Origin of the sequence: Nocardia halotolerans (assembly GCF_042650145.1) — a bacterium.
Classification (GTDB): domain Bacteria; phylum Actinomycetota; class Actinomycetes; order Mycobacteriales; family Mycobacteriaceae; genus Nocardia; species Nocardia halotolerans.
Map to the genome: position 1 here is coordinate 1,509,142 of NZ_JBHSDL010000014.1, position 21,886 is coordinate 1,531,027.

Sequence of the window (21,886 nt, forward strand, 5' to 3'; positions counted from 1 at the left end):
TCATACGAACAGCGGCCCCGCACACCAGAGGTGCACGGGGCCGCTGCTGAGACCTGCGCAGGCCATCAAGCCCGCGAACCGTTACCAGGCTTTCTTGGGCGCTGGATCAAACGTCCGGGCCCCGACGGCGAACTGTTGTCAGGCCTTCTTGGGCGCTGCTTTCTTGGCGGGAGCCTTCTTGGCCGGGGCCTTCTTGGCGGCGGGCGCCTTCGCGGCCGGAGCCGGCTCGGTGGTCACGGCGACGACCTCGGCCTCGACCACGGCCTGCGCCTCGGCGGCAGCGGCCTCAGCCTCGGCCTTGGTGCGACCCAGCAGCTCGTTGACCTTGGTCAGGGCTTCTTCGGCGCGGGTGGAGGCGTCCTTGTACAGCGACTCGACGCGCCCGATCTGCTCGTCGACGGCCTGGTTGGTGCGCAACCGGTCGACGGTCTCTTCGCCGCGCACGGCGAGGTCGGCGTAGATGTCGAGGGCCTGGCGGTAGTACTGCTCGGCCAGCTTGCGCAGTTCCTCGGGGGTGAACTTCTCGCGCAGCTCGGCGAGGTCCTCCGGCAGTTCCGAGGGCAGGCCGGCGATGCGCTCGCGCAGGGTGTCGAACTGGGCCTGCACGTCGGCGGGCACGTTGGCGAAGCGCTCGCGGGCCTCTTCGACGCGGGCCTTGGCCTCGTTGGCGCTCACCCGGTCGCGGACGTCGGTGACGACGTCGTTGACGACGGTGTAGATGGCGTCACCGGCACCGACGGTGGCGAACAGGGGCTTGGTCACGGTAGCGGTCTTCTCGGTCATCAGTCTTCGCTCTCCTGGCGTGGCGGAGTGTCAATTGTCGTGAACGAAACGTCGCTGTCCCGTTCGTTCCCCCCTGAGCCGGTTTCTTCCCCGTTTTCCCGGCGAAACGACTCATAGATTTCCAGCAACACCTGTTTCTGCCGTTCGGTCACCGAAGTGTCGGCGAGCAGGGCGTCCCGGACCGGGCTGTGCGGACGTTGTTCGAGATATCCGGCCCGCACATACAACACCTCCGAGGAAACTCGCAGCGCCTTGGCGATCTGCGCGAGTACTTCGGCGGAGGGGTTTCGCAATCCGCGTTCGATCTGGCTCAGATACGGATTGCTCACCCCCGCCAGGGTGGCGAGTTGACGCAGGGACACCTGCGCGGCTTCGCGCTGGGACCTGATGAACCCTCCGATATCTTGAGCCGCATGTGCTACACGGCCCTCGGGCTGGTCTGCCATCACTCACCTTCTGGCGGTTGTAAGGTCAATACTAGGACAGGGTGCTAGCTATTGCAAGCACTACAGTTAGCACTCGTTCGGACCACCGCGGCTCAGTGGAACAGCAGCTGTGAGATCGAGTAGATGGCCAGGCCGGCGAGCGATCCGACGACCGTGCCGTTGATCCGGATGAACTGCAGGTCGCGGCCCACCTGCAATTCGATCTTCTTACTCGCTTCGTCGGCATCCCAGCGCGCGACCGTGTCGGTCACCAGGGTAGTGATCTCGGCACTGTAGTTACCGACCAGATAACGCGCGCCGCGATCGATCCAGCCGTCGACCTTGCCGCGCATCGCCGGATCGTCACGCAATCGTTCACCGAGCTGCTGCACATTCTCCGCCACCTTACGGCGCAACGTGGAATCGGGATCCTCGGCCGACTCCAGAATGAGCCGCTTGGCCGCGCGCCAGGTGGCCTCTGCCATTCCGGTGATCTGCTCGCGGCCCATCACCTCGGCCTTGACCTTCTCCGCCTTGGCGATCATCGCGTCGTCGTGTTGCAGATCATCGGCGAAATCCTGCAGAAAACGATCAGCGGCCAGCCGCAGTTCGTGTTCGGGGTCCGAACGCACTTTCCACGTGAATTCTACGAGTTCGCGATAGATGCGTTCGGAAAGCAACGTGTTCACGAATTTCGGTGCCCATTGCGGCGCATCACGCACCACGATCCGGTCGATCGTGTCCTGCGAACCCAGCGCCCACTGATGCGCGCGTTCGGCCAGCAGATCGATCAGCGGCAACTGGCGGTTGTCGGCGATCATCTCCGAGAGCACCCGCCCGATCGGCGGGCCCCACAGCGGTTCGGCGATCCGCTTGACGATTGTGTTGTCGATGACCTGCTCGACGTCCTCGTCACGCAGCACTCCCACCACCGCGGTCAGCAGCGTCGCGCTCTCCTGGGCCACTCGCGCGGCATGCCCGGGGTCAGCCATCCAGCGGCCCACCCGCAGCGAGATCTGCGCCGATTCCAAGCGCGCCGACACCACGTCCGGTGCCAGGAAGTTGGTGCCGACGAAGGAGCCGAGACTCTCGCCGAGCTGGTCCTTCTTCTTGCGGATGATCGCGGTGTGCGGGATGGGCAGGCCGAGCGGATGCTTGAACAGCGCGGTCACGGCGAACCAGTCGGCCAGCGCGCCGACCATGCCCGCCTCCGCGGCCGCCCGTACATAACCGACCCACTCGCCGCCGCCACCGCGGGAGGCGAGCCACTGACACAGCAGATAGACCACGCTCGCCACCACCAGGAATCCGGTGGCCAGCGCCTTCATCTTGAAAAGGTCACGTTTCTTGCCCGCCTCGTCGGTGAGCGCCGCGAAACCGGCGGGCGGCGCGACGGGCTCGGTGCGCGGCGTGAGAACCGCCGTGGTGCCGGGAGATTTCTCCATGACCCCCATTCTGCTGTGCGGGCGGTGAGCGCGCCGCCGCCTACCCCGCGTGGCGGTCCCCGCGACACGTCGCGGCGGCACATTCCCTACGCGCCGGTACGCGAGAAAATGTGGTAAATGCCCCAACGTCGACCAAATGAGCGCCACCCCACACGGGCACGCCTAAGCTGTATCCCTGAGACGCCACATCGATCACAAGGGGGCTGTTCTGTCCACCGAAGACCTTGTCGAGATCGGCGAGCCGACCACCCGAGGTCCCGCCGTCCGCGGCGGCGGCCCCGTCGACGGCCGCAAACGGCGGTGGCGCCAGCACAAGATCGACCGGCGCGAAGAACTCGTCGACGGCACGCTCAACGCCATCCGGGTGCGCGGCAGCCAGGCGGGCATGGACGAGATCGCCGCCGAGATCGGCGTGTCCAAGACCGTGCTGTACCGCTATTTCGCGGACAAGAACGATCTGGTCCACGCCACCATGCAGCGATTCATCGAAACCACCCTGCTGCCCCGCGTGTACGGCGCGATCAACCTCGACGCCGACGAGTACCAGCTGGTGCGCGCCGCGATGACCGAATACGTCGGGACCGTCGACGACGACCCCGAGGTCTACCGGTTCATCATGAGCAACACCGCGGGCGACAAGTCCTCGCTGGCGGAGTTCGAGCGCCTGTTCGCCGAGGTCGTCGCCGCGGTGCTGATCGACCGGGCGGGGGCCAAGGGCGTGCGCACCGACGGCGCGATGCTGTGGTCCTACGTGCTCGTCGGCGGCATCCAGCTGGCCACGCACTGGTGGACCACCACCGAGAAGGCGATGCCACGCCAGGATGTCATCGACTACCTCACGATGATGGCCTGGAGCGCGATCGAGGGCGTGGCTCGCGCCGGCGGCTCACCGGCCACCTTCACCGCACAGCCGCACGTACTACCCGAGATTCCGCCACCTGCACCGTGACCAGCGCTTTCCGCTGGTTCAGCGAGGCCGGACTCGACACCGCCGCCGGGTTGGCTACGCTGAACCGAGCGGGGCGCTGTGGCTTGCGTCACCGGGCACCAACGGAGGTACCTCGATGGCGAAGAACGTGCCGACATCCCGGCTCTCCCGTGGGACGAAGCTGGGAGCGGTAGCGGCTAGTTCGGTAATTCGTTCGAAGAAGACCAGGTTGTCGATGCGCGGCAGGTCCGAGGCCGTGCGCGCCAGGATGGCCGAGGAGTCGATGATCCGCACCACCGAACAGGTGGTGATGGTGCTGGGCACCATGAAGGGCGTGGCGATGAAGCTGGGCCAGATGATGTCGGTGCTCGACCTGGATCTGGTCCCCGAAGCCCATCGCGAACGCTTCCAGCAACGCCTGGCCGTGTTGCGCAATGCCGCGCCGACGGTGTCCTTCGACGGCATGCGCGCGGTGATCGAGGAGGACTTCGGCCGCCCGCTGACCGAGGTGTTCGCCGAATTCGATCCCGAACCGATCGCCGCCGCCTCGATCGGCCAGGTGTACCGGGCCACCCTGCCCGACGGGCGCGCGGTGGCGGTGAAGGTGCAGTACCCCGGCGTCGACGTGGCCGTGCGCGCGGATCTGAAGAACCTCACCATGTTCCGGCGGGTGCTGGCATCGGCGATGCCGTGGATCACCCCCGCCGTACTCGACGAGCTGAAGCTGAACATGGAGAGCGAACTCGACTACCGGGCCGAGGCCGCCACCCAGACCGAGATCGCGCACCTGTACCGCGACCACCCGTTCATCGTGGTGCCCAGCGCGTTACCGGAGCTGTCGACCACTCGCGTGCTGGTCAGCGAGTTCGTCGAGGGCGCGGGTTTCGACGAGATCCGGGAACTGCCCGCGCCGCAACGTGACCGGGTGGGCGAGATCATCTACCGGTTCTATGTGGGCTCGCTGTTCACCTTCAACGAGTTCTGCGGCGACCCGCACCCGGGCAATGTGCTGCTGGCCCGCGACGGCCGGGTCGCGTTCCTGGATTTCGGCCTGTTCAATCGCATGGACCCCAAGCTGGTGGAATTCGAGAAGCAGTGCCTGCGGGCCGCAGCCGAGGACCGCGCCGAAGACCTGCGCCGGTTGATGATCGAGCGCGGAGTGATCGACTCACCTGACGAGATCGGCGCCGAGGAATGCCTCGAGTACGTGCTCGCCGCCTCGGAGTGGTGCCTGGTCGACGAAGTACTCACCATCACCCCCGAACTGGCCAGCGGCGCGTTTCTGCTCGCCGTCGACCCGCGAGCCAGCGAGTTCACCGGGATGAAGCAGCAGAATCTGCCGCCGGAGCACCTGTTCTCGCGCCGCGCCGACTTCCTCACCTTCGGCATGCTCGGCCAGCTCGAGTGCACCAGCAACTGGCATCTGATCGCCCGCGAATGGCTCTACGACGAGCCCCCCGTCACCGATTTGGGGCTGGCCCATCATGATTGGCTCAGCACCCACCCGCCGAAGCCGGTGAAGAAGGCGCGCGCCCGCAAGGCGGGCGCTCCGGCCGCCAAGTCCTGATCATCACTTTCGAAAGGCCGCCATGCCGCAGCACCGCGAATTCGACCTGATCCTGTTCGGCGCCACGGGTTTCGTCGGCAAGCTCACCGCCGAATACCTGCTCACCGCCGCTCCGGCGGAGGCCCGGATCGCCCTGGCGGGCCGCTCGCGCGACAAGCTCATCGCCGTGCGCACCGCCCTCGGTCCCGCCGCCGCGAACTGGGAACTGGTGGTTGCCGATTCGACCGACCCGGCCTCGCTGGCCGCGATGGCCGAGCGCACCACCGTGGTGGTCACCACGGTGGGCCCGTACCTGCGTTACGGCATGCCGCTGCTCGGCGCGTGCGCCGCGGCGGGCACCCATTACGCCGATCTCACCGGTGAGCCGCTGTTCATCCACGACGCGATCGAGCAGTTCGAGCGCACCGCCGTCGACACCGGCGCCAAGATCGTGAATTCCTGTGGCTACGACTCGGTGCCCTCGGACCTGAGCGTCTACGAGATCTACCGCGCCACCGTGGCCGATGACACCGGCGAGCTCGAGGACACCACCCTGGTGGCCTACCTCAAGGGCGGGATGAGCGGTGGCACCATCGATTCCGGTCGCGCCATGATGGAAGACATCGCCACTGATTCCGCACGCGGCAAGATCCTGGCCCACCCGTACTCGCTGAGCCCGGACCGCGACATGGAACCGCAGGTGGGCCGCCAGTCCGATCAGGCGCTGGCCCGCGCCGACAGCATCGACCCGAGCCTGGACGGCTGGGTCACCACCTTCGTGATGGCCTCGCACAACACCAAGGTCGTGCGCCGCACCAACGGCCTGCTCGGCTGGGCCTACGGCAAGCAGTTCCGATACCGCGAGGTGATGAACGCCGGCACCTCGGCGGCGGCGCCGCTGGTGGCTGCCGGAATCGCCGGTGGCATCGCGGTGAGCATGGCCTCGGGCGCGCTGCTCTCGCGGGTGTCGCTGGGCCGCAAGCTGCTCGACCGGATCCTGCCCGCGCCCGGCACCGGGCCGGACGAAAAGGCCCGCCGCAGCGGCTGGTTCACCATGAAGACCTTCGCGCGCACCAGTTCCGGCGCCAAGTACCAGGCCACCTTCTCCGCCACCGGCGACCCCGGCTACCAGGCCACCGCCGTGCTGCTCGGCCAGAGCGGGCTGTGCCTGGCCTTCGATCAGCTGCCCGAGCGCGCGGGCGTGCTCACCCCCGCCGCGGCGATGGGCGAAGCGCTCACCGAGCGGTTGCGCGGCGCGGGCATGACCATCGAGGTCTCGCGCACGTGAACCTGGCCCGCCGGGCCATGAACGCGCCCGCGCTGGCCGCGGTCTACGAGCACGCGTGGCGGCCGGCGCTGTTCTATCTGGCCAGCGGCCGCACCACCGGCGAGGACCGCCGCGACGCCGTGGAAACACTGCGCCTCGGCGGCCCCGAACGGGTGCTCGACCTCGCCTGCGGCCCCGGCAATTTCACCCGCCACCTGAGCGAGCACCTCACCGGCGACGGATACGCCGTCGGCCTGGACTACTCCGCGCCGATGCTGGCCAGAGCCGCCACCGACAACGCCGGCCCGCGCGTGGGTTACCTGCGCGGTGACGCGCGCATGCTGCCCTTCGCCGACGGAACCTTCGACGCCGTCTGCTGTTTCGGCGCGCTGTACCTGATCCCCGACCCGATCGCGGCCACCCGGGAGATGATCCGGGTGCTCGCGCCGGGTGGGCGCATCGCCATCACCACCAGTTACCGCGAGCCCACCCTGTTCGGCCGGGCCGCCACGGTGGCCGCGGGACTGAGCGGGCTGCGCCTGTTCGACCGCGACACCTTCCCGGTCCTGTTCGCCACGGCGGGCCTGACCGAGATCGACCAGCGCGTGCACCGTTTCATGCAGTACGTCGAGGCCACCAAGAACCCGACATCAGCCACCTCCTGACCGGTCGCGGCGCTGTTCGGCGGTAGCGTTCGCCGCATGGACGCGGTGAACTCGGTAGTCGTCGACATCAACGGTGTGTTCTGGAATTGGCTGCTGATTCCGCTGGTGATCGTGGCCGGGCTGTACTTCACCGTGCGCACCGGCGTGGTCCAGGTACGGATGCTGCCGGAGATGTTCCGGTCGGTCTCGGAGAAGGGGCAGACGGGGCCGGACGGGAAGCGGTCGGTCTCGGCGTTCGGCGCGTTCAGCATCTCGGCGGCCGCGCGGGTGGGCACCGGCAACATCGCCGGTGTCGCCACCGCGATCAGCGTCGGCGGGCCGGGCGCGGTGTTCTGGATGTGGTCGATGGCCACCCTGGGCGCCGCGTCGGCGTTCGTGGAATCCACCCTGGCCCAGCTCTACAAGCGACCCGAGCGGGAGCCGGGCACCTTCCGCGGCGGCCCCGCCTACTACATGCAGTACGGCCTGCGGCGGCGCTGGCAGGGCATGATCTTCGCCGTGATCATCACGGTCACTTTCGGTTTCGTGTTCAACGCCGTACAGGCCAACACCATCGTGGCCACCAGCCGGGCCTCGCTGTCGGTGCTAGACGGTGACTGGTTCGCCCCGCTGATCGGCTGCGCGCTGATCATTCTGCTCGGACTGGTCATCTTCGGTGGGGTGCGCCGGATCAGCCGCATCACCGAGGTGCTCGTTCCGGTGATGGCGATGGTGTACCTGTTGCTCGGCATCGCGGTGGTGGTGCTCAACTTCAGCGATCTGCCGCGCGTGTTCGCCGATATCGTCGGCGGGGCGTTGGGGTTGCGCGAGGTGGTCGGCGGCGGCATCGGAGTGGCCATCGCGCAGGGCATCCGGCGCGGCATGTTCTCCAACGAGGCCGGTCTGGGTTCGTCGCCGAACGCCGCCGCGGCCGCCGATGTGTCGCATCCGGTGAAGCAGGGACTGGTGCAGTCGCTCGGCGTCTACTTCGACACCCTGCTGATCTGCTCGATCACCGCCTTCATCATCTTGACCACCAACCCCGACCTGTCCGAACGCCACACCGCCGACCTCACCCAGAGCGCGCTACAGGAAAGCCTCGGCAACTGGGCCGGTCACGTGCTCACCGCGGTGGTGTTCATGCTGGCGTTCAGCTCGATGATCGGCAATTTCTACTACGGCAGGTCCAATATCGCGTTCATCACCGACCGTCCCCAGGTCCTCACCGTGTTCCGCTTCCTGGTGCTGCTCGCGGTGTTCGGCGGCGCGCTCGGCTCGGTGAGCCTGATCTGGAACCTGGCCGATGTGTTCATGGGCACGATGGCGTTGGCGAACCTGGTCGCGATCATCCCGCTGGGCGCTGTCGCGTTCCGGCTGCTGGCCGACTACCGCGCCCAACGGCGCACCGGCGCCGACCCGGTGTACGTGCACCGGCCCGAGATCGCCGATCCGGCCGGGGTGGCGTGCTGGCCGACACGCCAGGATCAGTGGTAGGCATGGCGAATGGCGAATCTCTGGGACCAGCCGGCCACCACCGCGTTGCGGGCCGACGGTCTGCGCGTCGCCGATGTCGACACCTCGAGCCGGCCCGGCTTCACCGGTGACAAACGCCAGGGCAAGGCCGCGCTCACCGAACGCGGGCAGGTGCTGTCGAAGTTGCAGGAAAAGCTGTTCGCGCACGGCCGCACCGGCGGTGACCGCAGTGTGCTGCTGGTGTTGCAGGGCATGGACACCTCGGGCAAGGGCGGCATCGTGCGCCACGTGATCGGTTCGGTCGACCCGCAGGGCGTGGACCACGCCTCCTTCGGCGTGCCCACCGAGCAGGAGAAGCAGCACGATTTCCTCTGGCGGATCCGCAAACGGCTGCCCGCCCACGGTCAGCTCGGCGTCTTCGACCGTTCCCACTACGAGGACGTGCTCGTCGCGCGCGTGCACGACCTCGTACCGCGCGCCGAATGGGAGCAGCGCTACGGCCAGATCAACAAGTTCGAACGCGAAGTCGCCGAATCCGGCACCATCATCGTCAAGGTCGCCATGTTCATCTCCCTCGAGGAACAGAAGCGACGGCTGCGCGAACGCCTGCAACGGCCCGACAAGTACTGGAAGTTCAGCCCCGCCGACATCACCGAACGCGACTACTGGCCCGAATACCAGAAGGCGTACCAGGCGATTCTGGACCGCACCAACACCGAGTACGCCCCCTGGTACGTGCTGCCGGCCGACCACAAATGGTATTCGCGCCTGGCCGTCACCGAACTGCTCATCGACGCGCTCACCTCGCTGCGTCTGGACTGGCCACCGGCCGATTTCGACGTCGCCGAGCAAATGCGCCTACTCGAAAGATCCTGACCCGCCGGTGTTGAAGAAACTCTCAGGTTCGGCCCGCATGATGTTCCCCGTGGGGAGCAGACCAACGAAAGGCGTGTGACGACGGTGAGCAGCACGGGCAAGAATCCGCTGGCGAAGGCCGAGGCCGCCGACAAGAAACGCAAGGTGGCGATCCAGATCGGCGTCGCCGCCGTGCTGGTGGCCCTGGTCGCGGCGATCGGCGTCGGCATCGCCATGAAGCAACCCGATTCCGGCACCGAAGGGACGGCGAGTTCGATGGCGCAATTACCCGCGAGCGGCGGCTCGATCACCGAGAACGGCGCGGTACGCATCGGCAATCCCGATGCGCCGGTGAAGGTGCGCGTCGTCGCCGACCTGCAATGCCCCGCCTGCAAGAAGTTCGAAGCCGCCAACGGCAGCGCGCTGGCCGAAGCCATCGCCGACGGCACCGCGGTGGTGGACTACGAGATCATCTCCTTCCTCGACCGGGCCTCGACCAACCAGTACTCGTCGCGGGCGGCCAACGCCTCGTTCTGCGTGGCGAAGTCCGATCCGGGCAAGTACCAGAACTGGCTGCAGCTGATGTTCGAGAACCAGCCGGCCGAGGGCGGCGCCGGGCTCAGCGACGCGGAACTGGTCGACATCGCCACCGAGGCCGGCTACACCGACCCGGCGGTCGCCGAGTGCATCGAAGGCAAGCCGTACAACGACTACGTCGAGCAGGTCACCCAGCAGACGCTGCAGGGTGAGGTACAGGGCACGCCGGCGGTGTTCATCAACGGTGAGCTCAACCAGAGCGACGCGATCTTCACCGAGAACGGCCTGGCCTCGGTGATCGCCGACGCCGCTCGATGATCACCGCCTCGGCCCGTTCGGCCTGGCTGCTGCTGATCGCCGGGCTGGCCGGATGGCTGGCTTCGTTCACCCTCACCGTCGAACGATTCAAGCTGTTCGTCGACCCCGACTACGTCACCTCGTGCAGCATCAACTCGGTGCTGTCGTGCGGGTCGATCATGACCACCGAGCAGGCCGAGGTGTTCGGGTTCCCCAATCCGCTGTTCGGCATCGTCGGGTTCTCGGTGGCGGTGACACTCGGGGTGCTCGCCGTGGTCGGGGTGGCGTTCCCGCGCTGGATCTGGGGCGGGCTGTGGCTGGGCACAGTGCTCGGCGTCGCCGCGATCTGCTGGCTGATCTTCCAGAGCCTGTACCGGATCAACGCGCTGTGCCCGTACTGCATGGTGGTGTGGGTGGCTGTGCCGGTGCTGTTCGCGGTGACCACCCAGGAAACCTGGGGCGGTTCGCGCGGGGCGATGGGCATTCTCGCCGAGTGGCGCTGGACGCTGGTGGTGGTGTTCTACGCCGTGGTGCTGCTGCTGGTGTTCCTGAAGTTCCAGGACTACTGGCTGAGTCTGGTCTAGTTCGGTGTCCCCCTGGCCAGCACCACCTTGATCGTGCGGGTGGCGCCGTCGGGGGCGGTGATGTCGAGGAGCACCACATCGCCGGGACTGCGCCGGTGAACGGCCGCGCTCAACGACTGCGCCGTGGTGATCGACTCACCGTCGACGGCGGTGATCACATCGCCGTCGACAATCCCGGCCGCGCGCGCGGGCTGGCCGTAGAAAGCCCAGCTCACCTGGGCACCGGACGGTTTCGCGTCCACGATCTGCACCCCCAGCGAGGCCGTCGGACCGACGTGCACGGTATCGGTCGGCACGCCGGAACGGATCTGGTCCACGATGCGCATGGCCTTGTCGATCGGCACGGCGTAACCATTGGCCGGGGTGGCCCGCCGGTCGTCGCTGCCGCGTTCGCCGGAGGCCGCGGTGATCACGCCGACAACGGCGCCGGTGCCGTCGGCCAGCGCACCGCCGGACTGCCCGCCCACCACCGGTGCGGCGACCTCGACCATGCCGCGCAACGACTTGCGGGTGAGGTCGGCGGAATTCATCGCCACGATGCTGGCGTCCAGGTCGGTGATCGGACCGGCCACCGCGGTGGGCGCGCCGCCGTCACCGCCCGCGTCCCCGATGGCCAGCACCTCCTGACGCATCCGCAACTCGGCCGACGTGCCGATCCGCGCGGTCGGCAACTCGGCTGCCCCAGCCAATGACAGCAGCGCGATGTCGGCGGTCGAGTCGTAGCCGAGCACGGTGGCCTCATAGTTCAGCTCGGTCGCGATATCGGTGACCTGCACCCGTTCGGCACCCTTGATCACGTGATGGCTGGTGAGGATCTGCCCGTCGGCGGTGAGCACGATGCCCGACCCGGCCGCACCCGACCCGAACGCGCTGGTGCCGACATCGATATTTACCAGCGCGGGCCGAACCTGGTGCGCGACATACAACGGGTCCAAGGCGACCGGCGGCGGCTTCTCAGCGACCGCGACGAACTCCCCGGCCGGTCCGGCGCTCTCCGGATTCAGCACGTCGCGGTAGCCCAGCAACGCGTACAAGACCAGCAACGCGACGACCAGTGTCGCGGCCACCCGTCCGATCCGTTGCACGCGCACGTCCTCTCTCGCGAGCCGACCCACTCCATTGTGACCCCGGTTCGTCGCGGACCGGTTTCGATCACGGGTGACGGTTGGCAAAGCTCGTATGCACCGGTAGGCATGTACCCATGTGTACCGCAGCTGCCTATGCCCTCCCGTCCGCCGACGGCTCCTTCGAGAAAGTCACCATCGAACGCCGCGAGCTGGGACCCGACGACGTCGCGATCGACATCAAATACGCGGGCATCTGCCATTCCGACATCCACACCGCCCGCAACGAGTGGGGCAGCACCAAATACCCGTGCGTGCCCGGACACGAGATCGCCGGCATCGTCACCGCCACCGGCTCCGCCGTACGCAAGTACCAGGTGGGCGACCGGGTCGGCGTCGGCTGCCTGGTGAACTCGTGCGGCAAGTGCAGCCCGTGCCTGGCCGGCGAAGAGCAGTACTGCACCAACGGCGCCACCTGGACCTACAACTCCCCCGTCCCCGAGACCACCCAGCCCGGCGGCTACACCCTCGGCGGTTACGCCACCCAGATCGTCGTCGACGAGAAATTCGTCGTCGCCATCCCCACCGGCATCGGCCTCGACGTCGCCGCCCCGCTGCTGTGCGCGGGCGTCACCCTGTACTCGCCGCTGAAGCACTGGAACGCCGGACCCGGCAAGAAGGTCGCGATCATCGGCATGGGCGGACTCGGGCACGTGGGAGTGAAGATCGCCGCCGCGCTCGGCGCCGAGGTGACAGTACTGAGCCAGTCGCTGCGCAAACGCGACGACGGCCTGCGCATGGGCGCCACCCACTACTACGCCACCAGCGACAAGCAGACCTTCCGCCAGCTGCGCGGCCAGTTCGACCTGATCATCAACACCGTCTCCGCCGACCTGCCGATCGACGACTACCTGCGACTGCTCGCCCTCGACGGCACCCTGGTCATCCTCGGCCTGCCCGAACACCCGATGCGCGTCACCGGCTTCAACCTCGCCGGATTCCGCCGCTCACTGGCCGGATCGATGATCGGCGGCCTGGCCCAAACCCAGGAGATGCTCGACTTCTGCGCCGCACACGGCATCGGCGCCGAAATCGAGGTGATCTCCGCCGACGACATCGACTCGGCCTACGACCGGGTGGTTGCCAGCGACGTGCAGTACCGCTTCGTCATCGACACTGCCACGGTGTAGTTGGAGCGCTGGCGCGCTCGAGCGCGGCCCCTGCGGGGCCGCGAGTCAGCCGCCGTTGCTGGCGGCTGCGCCGCGGACGCAACGGCGGCTGACTCGCGGCCGGGCCGCTACGCCGCTGCGCGGCGGACCCTCCTCGAGGTCGGGTCGGGCGGGGCTGGGAGTGCGGTAGGTGGCGGACTCAGGTGGTGCCGGACGTTGGCGATGCGGCAGGGACCTCGACGTCGGGTTCGTGCGCAGATCACCGAGATCACGCGTGCCCCCGCGGGTTATGGCCGACTGCTCGGTACCGTTACGACGTGGCTGCCGACGACGAAACGCCCTCCCGCCCGGCCGCACCGGCGCCGGGCGGCGCGGTGGGTCTGCTTCCGCCGAGTTGGTCGGCGCGGCAACCACCGCGGTGGTTGCCGCGGGCGCTGTTGTACACCGTGTTGTCGATCGCCGGGTTGGTCGCGACGTTCTGGGTGCTGGGCAAGCTCCAGAGCCTGTTGACGGTCCTGTTGGTGTCGCTGTTCCTCGCCTTCGCGATCGAGCCGGCGGTGAACTGGCTGGCCGCGCGTGGAGTCCGGCGCGGTGCGGGTACGGGTCTGGTGTTCGGGATGCTGCTGCTGGTGACGTCCGCGTTCGTGTGGACGCTGGGCGCACTGCTGGTCAACCAGGTGACCACGATGGTGCAGAACGCGCCCGATTTCGTCGAGGACCTGATCGACTGGATCAACACCACCTTCCACCAGGACATCTCGGGTGACGACCTCACCGAGTACGCCTCGGAATGGAGTTCCTCGATCGAGGGATACCTGGTCGGGATCGCCGGGAACGTCTGGGGTATCGGCACGGTGGCGGTCGGTGCGCTGTTCCAGGTGCTGGGCGTCCTGCTGTTCACTTTCTATTTCGCCGCCGACGGACCGCGTTTCCGCAGCTGGGTGTGTTCGCTGCTGCCACCGGCACAGCAGAAGCACGTGCTGCGCGCGTGGGACATCGCGGTGGACAAGACCGGTGGCTACATCTACTCGCGGGCGCTGCTGGCGCTGTGCTCGGCGATCGCGCACTACCTCGCGCTGCGGGTGTTCGAGGTGAACTCGGCGTTCGCGCTGGCGCTGTGGGTGGGTGTGGTCTCGCAGTTCATCCCCACTGTCGGCACCTACCTCGCCGGTGCGCTGCCGGTGCTGGTCGCGTTGGCGCACAATCCGATCAGCGCACTGTGGATCCTGCTGTTCATCATCGCCTACCAGCAGTTCGAGAACTATGTGCTGCAACCGCGGATCACCGCGACCACCCTGGACATGCATCCGGCGGTGGCCTTCGGCGCGGTGATCGCCGGCGCGGCGCTGCTGGGGCCCACCGGTGCGCTGCTGGCGATCCCGGTCACCGCCACACTGCAGGGTTTCGCGGGCGCCTATGTGCGCCGCTACCAGGTCACCGAGGATGCCGAGGCGCCGCCGCCGAAGAAACGCCGGTGGCGCAGACGGTCCACGGCCGAGGAACCCCGCCGGTAGCCCTGGCCACCATGTTCGCCGTCTTCGCGCTGAGCCACTGACGAACCCCGACCACGTTCACCAGGTGTTTGCTTGCGCCACCATATCGATATCAGTCAATATAGGTCTATGTCGAAGTCGAAGCTGGTGGTGACGCCTGTCCAGGCGTGCTCCGCCGCGCCCCTGGTACGCCGGGCCCTGACCGAACAGCACGCCGGTGAACTCGCGAGCGCCTTCAAGGCCCTGTCCGACCCGGTGCGCCTGCGCCTGCTCAGCTCCATCGCCTCACGCGAAGGCCAGGAAGCCTGCGTCTGCGACCTGTCCACCGGCATCGACCTGACCCAGCCCACCATCTCCCACCACCTCAAGGTGCTGCGCGAAGCGGGTCTGCTCGTGAGCGAACGACGCGCCTCCTGGGTGTACTACCGGGTGGTCCCCGAGGCGCTGCAACGGCTCTCGGAGGTCCTGCTGGTCGAGAGCGGCGCGGGGGTCGACGCATGAGCACCACTGTCGCCGACCAGCCCGCCGTGGTCGGCAAACTCTCCACGCTCGACCGGTTCCTGCCGGTGTGGATCGGCGTCGCGATGGCGGCCGGCCTGTTGCTGGGCCGGCTCGTGCCCGGGCTCGACGACGCGCTCAACACCGTCCAGCTCGACGGCATCTCCCTGCCGATCGCGCTCGGCCTACTGATCATGATGTACCCGGTGCTGGCCAAGGTCCGCTACGACCGCCTCGACTCCGTCACCGGCGACCGCAAACTGCTGCTCGGCTCGCTGGCCCTGAACTGGGTGCTCGGCCCGGCCCTGATGTTCGCCCTGGCCTGGATCTTTCTGCCCGACCTGCCCGAATACCGCACCGGCCTGATCATCGTGGGCCTGGCGCGCTGCATCGCCATGGTCATCATCTGGAACGACCTGGCCTGCGGCGATCGGGAGGCCGCCGCCGTACTGGTCGCACTGAATTCGGTGTTCCAGGTGTTCATGTTCGCGGTGCTCGGCTGGTTCTACCTGTCGGTGCTGCCCGGCTGGCTCGGCCTGGAACAGACCACCATCGACACCTCACCCTGGCAGATCGCCAAATCGGTACTGATCTTCCTCGGCATCCCGCTGCTGGCCGGCTACCTCACCCGCCGGCTGGGCGAACGCGCCAAGGGCCGCCAGTGGTACGAGTCGAGCTTCCTGCCGCGTATCGGCCCGTGGGCGCTCTACGGCCTGCTGTTCACGATCGTCATCCTGTTCGCGCTTCAGGGCGAACAGATCACCTCCCACCCGCTCGACGTGGTGCGCATCGCAATCCCGCTGCTGGCCTACTTCGCGATCATGTGGGGCGGCGGCTACGCCCTCGGCGCCGCCATGGGCCTGGGCTACGAGCGCACCACCACCCTGGCGTTCACCGCCGCGGGCAACAACTTCGAGCTGGCCATCGCCGTGGCCATCGCCACCTACGGCGCCACCTCGGGCCAGGCGCTGGCAGGGGTCGTCGGGCCACTCATCGAAGTACCCGTCCTCGTCGGGTTGGTGTACGTGTCCCTCGCCCTGCGCAAGCGGTTCAGTCCCGTCGCAAACTCGTGAAAGGCCCCCCGCATCCCATGACAACCACCCCGAGTGTCCTGTTCGTCTGCGTGCACAACGCGGGCCGGTCGCAGATGGCCGCGGGTTTCCTCACCCACCTGGCCGGTGACAGCATCGAAGTCAGGTCCGCGGGCAGTGCGCCCGCCGACTCGATCAACCCGGCCGCGGTCGAGGCGATGGCCGAACTCGGCATCGACATCGCCGACCGGAAACCGAAGATCCTCACCCCCGGCGCCGTCGAAACCTCCGATGTGGTGATCACCATGGGCTGCGGCGACGCCTGCCCGTACTTCCCCGGCGTCAGCTACCGCGACTGGGCGCTCGACGACCCGGCGGGCAAGGGCGTGGAATCGGTGCGCCCCATTCGCGACGAGATCAAGGCTCGCGTGCAGGCACTGATCGCCGAACTGCTTCCGGCTCGCGCATAGGTACGGCAGGGCAGACCCGCAGACGCGAACGGGCGCACCGGTCGAACCGGTGCGCCCGTTCGGCTTCTCGCCCTACTCGGCAGCGGCGTCCCCGCCCGCAGCTGCCTCGGCCTGGGCCGCCAGGGCGCGGCGCCGCACCCGGCGCGCCGCGGCCACCATATTGCGCAGCGACGGATCCAGCTGCCAGTAGTGCCGGGTCTTGAGCCCACCGTCCGGGTTGGCCCACAACCGTTGCGGCGTCACCGCGTTCGCGGCCTGGGTGAGCAGCTCGTCGAGCTCGTCGATATCGGGGATGCGCGCCGACCGGCTCTCGTACACACCGGGCCCGACACCGTGGGTGAGGCCGTGACCGGAGGCCACGTCCTCGGTGAGCGCCTCGATGACCCATTCGATCGAACGCGTCGCCACGATCGCGGTGACGTCGGCGTCGAGCTGATCGATCGCCTCCACCACCTCGGTGCGCCCGGAATAACCGATGTGGGTGTGGATCTGCGTATCGGGCCGCACCCCGGAGGTGGCCAGTTTGAAGGCACCGACCGCCCAGCGCAGATACTCCTCGCGCCCCTGCGGACGTGCGGGCAGCAGCTCGCGGATAGCCGGTTCGTCGACCTGGATGATCGCGATACCCGCCTTCTCCAGATCCACCACCTCGTCGCGGATGGCCAGCGCCACCTGGTCGGCGGTCTCGTAGAGCGGCTGATCCTGCCGCACGAACGAGCGCGCCAGCATGGTGACCGGCCCGGTGACCATGCCCTTCACCGGCTTGTCGGTGAGCGACTGGGCGTAGGTGGTCCAGTCCACCGACATCGGCGCCGGCCGGGCCACATCGCCGTAGATGACCGGCGGGCGCACGCACCGCGACCCGTACACCTGCACCCAGCCGAAGCGGGTGGTCGCCATACCGTCGAGCTGCTCGGCGAAGAACTGGATCATGTCGTTGCGCTCGTGCTCACCGTGCACGAACACATCGAGACCGATGTCCTCCTGCAACCGGATCGTCGCCTCGATCTCGGCCTCGACCTGCTTGCGGTAGTCCTGCTCGGACAACCGGCCCGCGGCCACCTCGTGCCGCGCCTGCCGCAGCCGGCCGCTCTGCGGGAACGAACCCAGCGTCGTCGCGGGCACCAGCGGCAGGTTCAGCCGCTCCTGCTGCGCGGCGGCCCGCACCTCGTAGGGCACCCGCTCACGCATCTGCGGCGTGACCGCATACACCCGCTGCCGCACCGCGTGCTTCTGCTTGAAATGCACCGAAGTCGGGCGTTTGCGCCACTTCTCCGACGGCCCCTCGGTGAGCGCCTTGGCCAGCGACACCACCTCGCCCACCTTCTGCTTGGCGAAGGCCAGCCGGTCGGCCACATTGCCCTCGATGTCGTACTCGGCGAGCACGTCATAGGGCACGTGCAGCAGCGTGGTGCCGGTGGAGACCACCAGGTCGGGACAGACCTCAGCGATCGAGTTCAGGTAATTGAGCGTGACGTAACGGTCGGCCCGCCACACATTGGTGCCGCTGATGACACCGGCGTAGATCCGCTTGCGCCGGATCCCCGGGATCTCGGCCAGCTCCTCGGGCGTCATCCGGTAGGAAGCCAGATCGAGCCCGATCGCCTCCACATTGCTCGCCGCGAGGATGCGCAGCGCCTCACCGAAATCGCCGTACTGGCCGGTGACCAGGATGCGCGGGCGCAGCGGCGCCTTCGACAACCGGTGATAGGCCTTCTCGAAAGCGGCCAGCTCGGCCGATGTCCGCTCACCGGTGAAGCAGGGCTCATCCAGCTGCACGCAGGTGGAGCCGCGCTTGGCGAGCAGCTCGAACAGTTCCTCGTAGAACGGCAGCAGCTGATCGAGCAGGCTCAACGTGTCGAACCGGTCCTCACCCGGCACCTGCCCGGCCTTGGACAGCAGCAGCAACGACACCGGGCCCAGCACCACCGGGCGCAGCTCGATCCCGCGCTCCATCGCCCGATCCCACTCGTCGAGCAGGGCCTGCGGGTGCAGCGAGAACCGGGTGTCGGCATCGAGTTCGGGCTGACGGTAGTGGTAGTTGGTGCCGAAGAACCGCACCAGTTCCAACGGGGGCAGATCCGGGTTACCGCGCGCCATCAGGAAATAGAAGTCCAGCGGATGCATGCCCTCCTGCTGCGGCTTGAACCGCGAAGGCACCGCACCGAAGAGCAATGCGTTGTCGAGCACGTGATCGTAGAAGGAGAAGGTGTTGCCGGGGACCTGGGAAAGCCCGGTGGCGGCCAGCTCGTCGAACTGACGATCCTGAATGTCACGGCCAACGGCCAGTAGCTCGTCGCGCTCGAGCGAACCACGCCAGTACGACTCGAGCGCGCGCTTGAGCTCCCGGTGCGGACCGATCCGTGGGTATCCGAGAACGCTGGACCCGAATCCATCGGTGACGTTGACCATGAACGGGACATCCCTTTCCATCACCTGCGCGGGCACCCGGCAACCGGGTACCGCGCAACTCTGTGCGCTCGACTGGTGGCCGGACATGCAAGCACGAGCGGCCTACAGCAGCTTAAGCCGAACGATCGGCACTGTGCCGTTCCCCCTGCAAACACCCCCGGAAAGACCGGCGGCCACCTTCTGCTCGCTCGCGAGGAAGGTGGCCGGCGGCGGGAGAACCTACTTGCCGTACTGGTAGAAGCCGGCACCGGTCTTCTTACCCAGCAACCCCGCCTCCACCATGCGCATCAGCAGCGGCGGTGCGGAATACAGCGGCTCCTTGAACTCGGCGTACATCGAATCCGCGATCGACTTCACCGTGTCGAGGCCGACGAGGTCGGTCAACGCCAGCGGGCCCATCGGATGCGCGCAACCCAGCACCATCGCCTTGTCGACGTCGTCCTTGGTGGCGAAACCGGACTCGACCATCCGGATGGCCGAGAGCAGGTACGGCACCAGCAGCGCGTTCACCACGAAACCGGAACGGTCGGCCGAGCGCACGACCTGCTTGCCCAGCACCTCCGAAGCGAACTGCTCGGCCCGCTTGGCGACCGGCTCACTGGTCTTGAGCGTGGTGACCAGCTCCACCAGCGGCAGCACCGGCACCGGGTTGAAGAAGTGCAGGCCCACCACCCGCTCCGGGTTGGCAGTGGCCACCGCGATCTTCATGATCGGGATGGACGAGGTGTTGGAGGCGAGCACGGCCTGCGGGTCGGTGACCACCTTGTCCAGCTCGCTGAAGATGGCCGTCTTGACCTCTTCGCTCTCGACAACAGCCTCCACGACCAGCTGACGGTCGGCGAAATCGGCCAGATCGGAGGTGAAACGCAACCGCCAGGCGGCCTGCTCACGCTCGCGCTCGGTGATCTTGCCGCTGCTCACACCACGATCCAGCGAACGCAGGATCCGTGCGCGACCCGCGGCGGCGAGTTCACGAGTGGTTTCGTAGACGAGGACGTCGACGTGCGCGCGTGCGCACACTTCCGCGATGCCCGCGCCCATCTGTCCGGCGCCGATGATTCCGACGCGCTGAATCTTTTCGCTGCTCACGTCCCGCTCCTGTTTCGTTGGCGGCTGGTGCCGCGGATTTCGGCCCTGTGACCCCGACTCTTCCCTCCCCGCGGGTACTCCTTCGTCGCACCCTCCGGTCGGTCCAGAGTCGGGGGCGGGCCGAAATCAAGTCAGGTTTCGGCCCCACGATATAGGGATGCCCTCCCCTGCCGGGGCTGATCGGCAGGGGAGGGCGTACACCCCTACTGGTGTAGAGGAAATCCGTTGCTGGTCAAAGCAACTCAGTGGAACTGACCCTCTTCGGTCGAGCCCTTCAGGGCCGCGGTCGAGGTGTTGGGGTCAACGGTGGTGGCGATGGTGTCGAAGTAGCCGGCACCGACCTCACGCTGGTGCTTGATGGCGGTGAAGCCACGCTCGGCGGCGGCCTTGAACTCGCGCTCCTGCAGGTCGACGAACGCGGTCATGCCCTCGCGAGCGTAGCCGTGCGCCAGATCGAACATGCCGTAGTTGAGCGAGTGGAAGCCGGCCAGGGTGATGAACTGGAACTTGAAGCCCATCGCGCCGAGCTCACGCTGGAACTTCGCGATGGTCGCGTCGTCCAGGTGCGCCTTCCAGTTGAACGAAGGCGAGCAGTTGTAGGCCAGCAGCTGGTCGGGGAACTCGCTGCGAACCGACTCGGCGAACTTGCGCGCGACCTCGAGATCCGGGATACCGGTCTCCATCCAGATGAGGTCGGCGTAGGGGGCGTAGGCCTTGGCACGCGCGATGCAGGGCTCGATGCCGTTCTTCACACCGAAGAAGCCCTCGGCGGTGCGGGTGCCGTCCAGGAACTCACGGTCGCGCTCGTCCACATCGGAGGTGATGAGGGTGGCGGCCTCGGCGTCGGTGCGGGCGATGATCACCGAAGGCACGTCGGCGACGTCAGCGGCCAGACGCGCGGAGGTCAGGGTGCGGATGTGCTGCTGGGTGGGGATCAGCACCTTGCCACCGAGGTGGCCGCACTTCTTCTCCGAGGCGAGCTGGTCTTCCCAGTGCACACCGGCGGCACCGGCCACGATCATGGCCTTCTGCAGCTCGTAGGCGTTCAGCGCGCCACCGAAGCCGGCCTCGGCGTCGGCGACGATCGGGGCGAGCCAGTTCTTGACCGACTCGTCGCCCTCGACCTTGGAGATCTCGTCGGCGCGCGACAGCGCGTTGTTGATGCGACGGACCACCGACGGGACCGAGTTCGCCGGGTACAGCGACTGGTCGGGGTAGGTGTGGCCGGACAGGTTCGCGTCACCGGCGACCTGCCAGCCCGACAGGTAGATGGCCTTCAGGCCGGCGCGGACCTGCTGCACGGCCTGGTTGCCGGTGAGGGCACCGAGGGAGTTGATGTAGTCCTCGTTGTTCACGAGGTCCCACAGGATCTCCGAACCGCGGCGGGCGAGGGTGTGCTCCTCGACAACGTTGCCCTGCAGCTTGGAGACCTGCTCGGCGGTGTAGCTGCGGGTGAGACCCTTCCAGCGCGGGTTGGTGTCCCAGTCCTGCTGGATTTCCGCAGCGGTCTTCGGGGTGCCGGCAGTCGACATCTCTGACTCCACTTCCTCGGTGTGGTCGGTGCTCCGCGCTGTGGCGTCCGGTGAAACAACCGACGGCTGAAGGCTTTCGGTTGCACAGGTCGTACTGCTGGAGCAATTTGCAGGCTTGCTAGGACTAGCTAGGGCCTGAGGGGTGTACTTCCAAACAATGGCACACCCAGAAATGGCCGTCTACCTGTTGGTTGTGTGAATCTCAGCTATGTTTGCGATCGCATTTGCTAACTTTGCGAAATTTGCCGCCTGATTGCAAGCACCCAGTCTACCGATGAGTAGTGCTGACCAGGAGTTTTAGCATAACGCTCGTACTGTTAGCGATCATCGGCCAGGCGAGCGCC

At 67.3% G+C, this 21,886-nt stretch carries 20 protein-coding genes; 13 read left to right on the plus strand and 7 right to left on the minus strand.

Going from position 1 to position 21,886, the window contains the following annotated elements; all coding sequences use genetic code 11:
• Positions 1–138: 138 nt before the first annotated feature.
• The 3 genes from ACFO5K_RS17435 to ACFO5K_RS17445 form a co-directional block, all read right to left on the minus strand.
• Positions 139–783 carry a heparin-binding hemagglutinin gene (locus ACFO5K_RS17435; RefSeq protein WP_378563296.1) on the minus strand — a complete coding sequence of 215 codons (645 nt, stop codon included), beginning with the start codon at positions 781–783 and terminating at the stop codon, positions 139–141.
• Complete coding sequence (locus ACFO5K_RS17440) at positions 783–1,229, minus strand: helix-turn-helix domain-containing protein (RefSeq protein WP_378563298.1); 447 nt, start codon at positions 1,227–1,229, stop codon at positions 783–785. Before ACFO5K_RS17440 ends, ACFO5K_RS17435 begins: the two co-directional genes overlap by 1 nt.
• A gap of 92 nt (positions 1,230–1,321) precedes the next feature.
• Complete coding sequence (locus tag ACFO5K_RS17445; protein ID WP_378563928.1) at positions 1,322–2,536, minus strand: DUF445 domain-containing protein; 1,215 nt, start codon at positions 2,534–2,536, stop codon at positions 1,322–1,324.
• Between the two features lie 349 nt (positions 2,537–2,885).
• Here ACFO5K_RS17445 and ACFO5K_RS17450 point away from each other — a divergent pair, with 349 nt between their 5' ends.
• The 8 genes from ACFO5K_RS17450 to ACFO5K_RS17490 all read left to right on the plus strand — a co-directional run bounded on the left by ACFO5K_RS17450 (position 2,886) and on the right by ACFO5K_RS17490 (position 10,784).
• Positions 2,886–3,602 (plus strand): TetR/AcrR family transcriptional regulator, encoded by a 717-nt coding sequence (locus tag ACFO5K_RS17450; protein WP_378563931.1) that lies wholly within the window; start codon positions 2,886–2,888, stop codon positions 3,600–3,602.
• Positions 3,603–3,717: 115 nt separating this feature from the next.
• Entirely contained in the window at positions 3,718–5,148 is a 1,431-nt protein-coding gene (locus tag ACFO5K_RS17460) for an ABC1 kinase family protein (protein WP_449289685.1), read from the plus strand.
• 22 nt (positions 5,149–5,170) lie between these two features.
• A complete protein-coding gene (locus ACFO5K_RS17465; RefSeq protein ID WP_378563306.1) occupies positions 5,171–6,415 on the plus strand; it encodes a saccharopine dehydrogenase family protein in 1,245 nt (414 codons plus the stop codon).
• Positions 6,412–7,059: a class I SAM-dependent methyltransferase gene (locus ACFO5K_RS17470; protein ID WP_378563309.1), complete on the plus strand. Its 648-nt coding sequence runs from the start codon at positions 6,412–6,414 to the stop codon at positions 7,057–7,059. The genes ACFO5K_RS17465 and ACFO5K_RS17470 overlap by 4 nt, the downstream gene beginning before the upstream one ends.
• A gap of 36 nt (positions 7,060–7,095) precedes the next feature.
• Positions 7,096–8,532, plus strand: a complete 1,437-nt coding sequence (locus ACFO5K_RS17475; RefSeq protein ID WP_378563312.1) for an alanine/glycine:cation symporter family protein — start codon at positions 7,096–7,098, stop codon at positions 8,530–8,532.
• A 9-nt stretch (positions 8,533–8,541) separates the two neighbouring features.
• Positions 8,542–9,387: a polyphosphate kinase 2 family protein gene (locus ACFO5K_RS17480; protein ID WP_378563315.1), complete on the plus strand. Its 846-nt coding sequence runs from the start codon at positions 8,542–8,544 to the stop codon at positions 9,385–9,387.
• Between the two features lie 84 nt (positions 9,388–9,471).
• Positions 9,472–10,221: a DsbA family protein gene (locus ACFO5K_RS17485; protein ID WP_378563318.1), complete on the plus strand. Its 750-nt coding sequence runs from the start codon at positions 9,472–9,474 to the stop codon at positions 10,219–10,221.
• Positions 10,218–10,784, plus strand: coding sequence for a vitamin K epoxide reductase family protein (locus ACFO5K_RS17490; protein ID WP_378563321.1), 567 nt, complete (start codon positions 10,218–10,220; stop codon positions 10,782–10,784). The genes ACFO5K_RS17485 and ACFO5K_RS17490 overlap by 4 nt, the downstream gene beginning before the upstream one ends.
• On the opposite strand, the gene ACFO5K_RS17495 is transcribed toward ACFO5K_RS17490, so the two are convergent.
• Positions 10,781–11,869: a S1C family serine protease gene (locus ACFO5K_RS17495; protein ID WP_378563324.1), complete on the minus strand. Its 1,089-nt coding sequence runs from the start codon at positions 11,867–11,869 to the stop codon at positions 10,781–10,783. The two genes, ACFO5K_RS17490 and ACFO5K_RS17495, sit on opposite strands and share 4 nt — an antisense overlap.
• A 116-nt stretch (positions 11,870–11,985) precedes the next feature.
• On the opposite strand from ACFO5K_RS17495, the gene ACFO5K_RS17500 reads away from it, so the two are divergent.
• The 5 genes from ACFO5K_RS17500 to ACFO5K_RS17520 all read left to right on the plus strand — a co-directional run bounded on the left by ACFO5K_RS17500 (position 11,986) and on the right by ACFO5K_RS17520 (position 16,509).
• On the plus strand, positions 11,986–13,038 hold the full coding sequence (locus ACFO5K_RS17500; RefSeq protein ID WP_378563327.1) for an NAD(P)-dependent alcohol dehydrogenase: 1,053 nt from the start codon (positions 11,986–11,988) through the stop codon (positions 13,036–13,038).
• Positions 13,039–13,334: 296 nt separating this feature from the next.
• The gene (locus tag ACFO5K_RS17505; protein WP_378563330.1) at positions 13,335–14,531 is read left to right on the plus strand and encodes an AI-2E family transporter; all 1,197 of its coding nucleotides are present in this window, start codon (positions 13,335–13,337) and stop codon (positions 14,529–14,531) included.
• Positions 14,532–14,639: 108 nt separating this feature from the next.
• A complete protein-coding gene (locus ACFO5K_RS17510) occupies positions 14,640–15,011 on the plus strand; it encodes an ArsR/SmtB family transcription factor (protein ID WP_378563333.1) in 372 nt (123 codons plus the stop codon).
• Positions 15,008–16,081, plus strand: coding sequence for an ACR3 family arsenite efflux transporter (gene arsB, locus ACFO5K_RS17515; protein WP_378563336.1), 1,074 nt, complete (start codon positions 15,008–15,010; stop codon positions 16,079–16,081). The genes ACFO5K_RS17510 and arsB overlap by 4 nt, the downstream gene beginning before the upstream one ends.
• 17 nt (positions 16,082–16,098) lie before the next feature.
• A complete protein-coding gene (locus tag ACFO5K_RS17520; RefSeq protein ID WP_378563339.1) occupies positions 16,099–16,509 on the plus strand; it encodes an arsenate reductase ArsC in 411 nt (136 codons plus the stop codon).
• A gap of 72 nt (positions 16,510–16,581) precedes the next feature.
• On the opposite strand, the gene metE is transcribed toward ACFO5K_RS17520, so the two are convergent.
• From metE to aceA, 3 genes are all read right to left on the minus strand, one after another.
• Positions 16,582–18,921: a 5-methyltetrahydropteroyltriglutamate--homocysteine S-methyltransferase gene (metE, locus tag ACFO5K_RS17525; protein WP_378563934.1), complete on the minus strand. Its 2,340-nt coding sequence runs from the start codon at positions 18,919–18,921 to the stop codon at positions 16,582–16,584.
• Between the two features lie 219 nt (positions 18,922–19,140).
• Positions 19,141–20,010, minus strand: a complete 870-nt coding sequence (locus tag ACFO5K_RS17530) for a 3-hydroxybutyryl-CoA dehydrogenase (protein ID WP_378563342.1) — start codon at positions 20,008–20,010, stop codon at positions 19,141–19,143.
• A gap of 242 nt (positions 20,011–20,252) precedes the next feature.
• A complete protein-coding gene (aceA, locus tag ACFO5K_RS17535; protein ID WP_378563345.1) occupies positions 20,253–21,542 on the minus strand; it encodes an isocitrate lyase in 1,290 nt (429 codons plus the stop codon).
• Between the last annotated feature and the right edge of the window lie 344 nt (positions 21,543–21,886).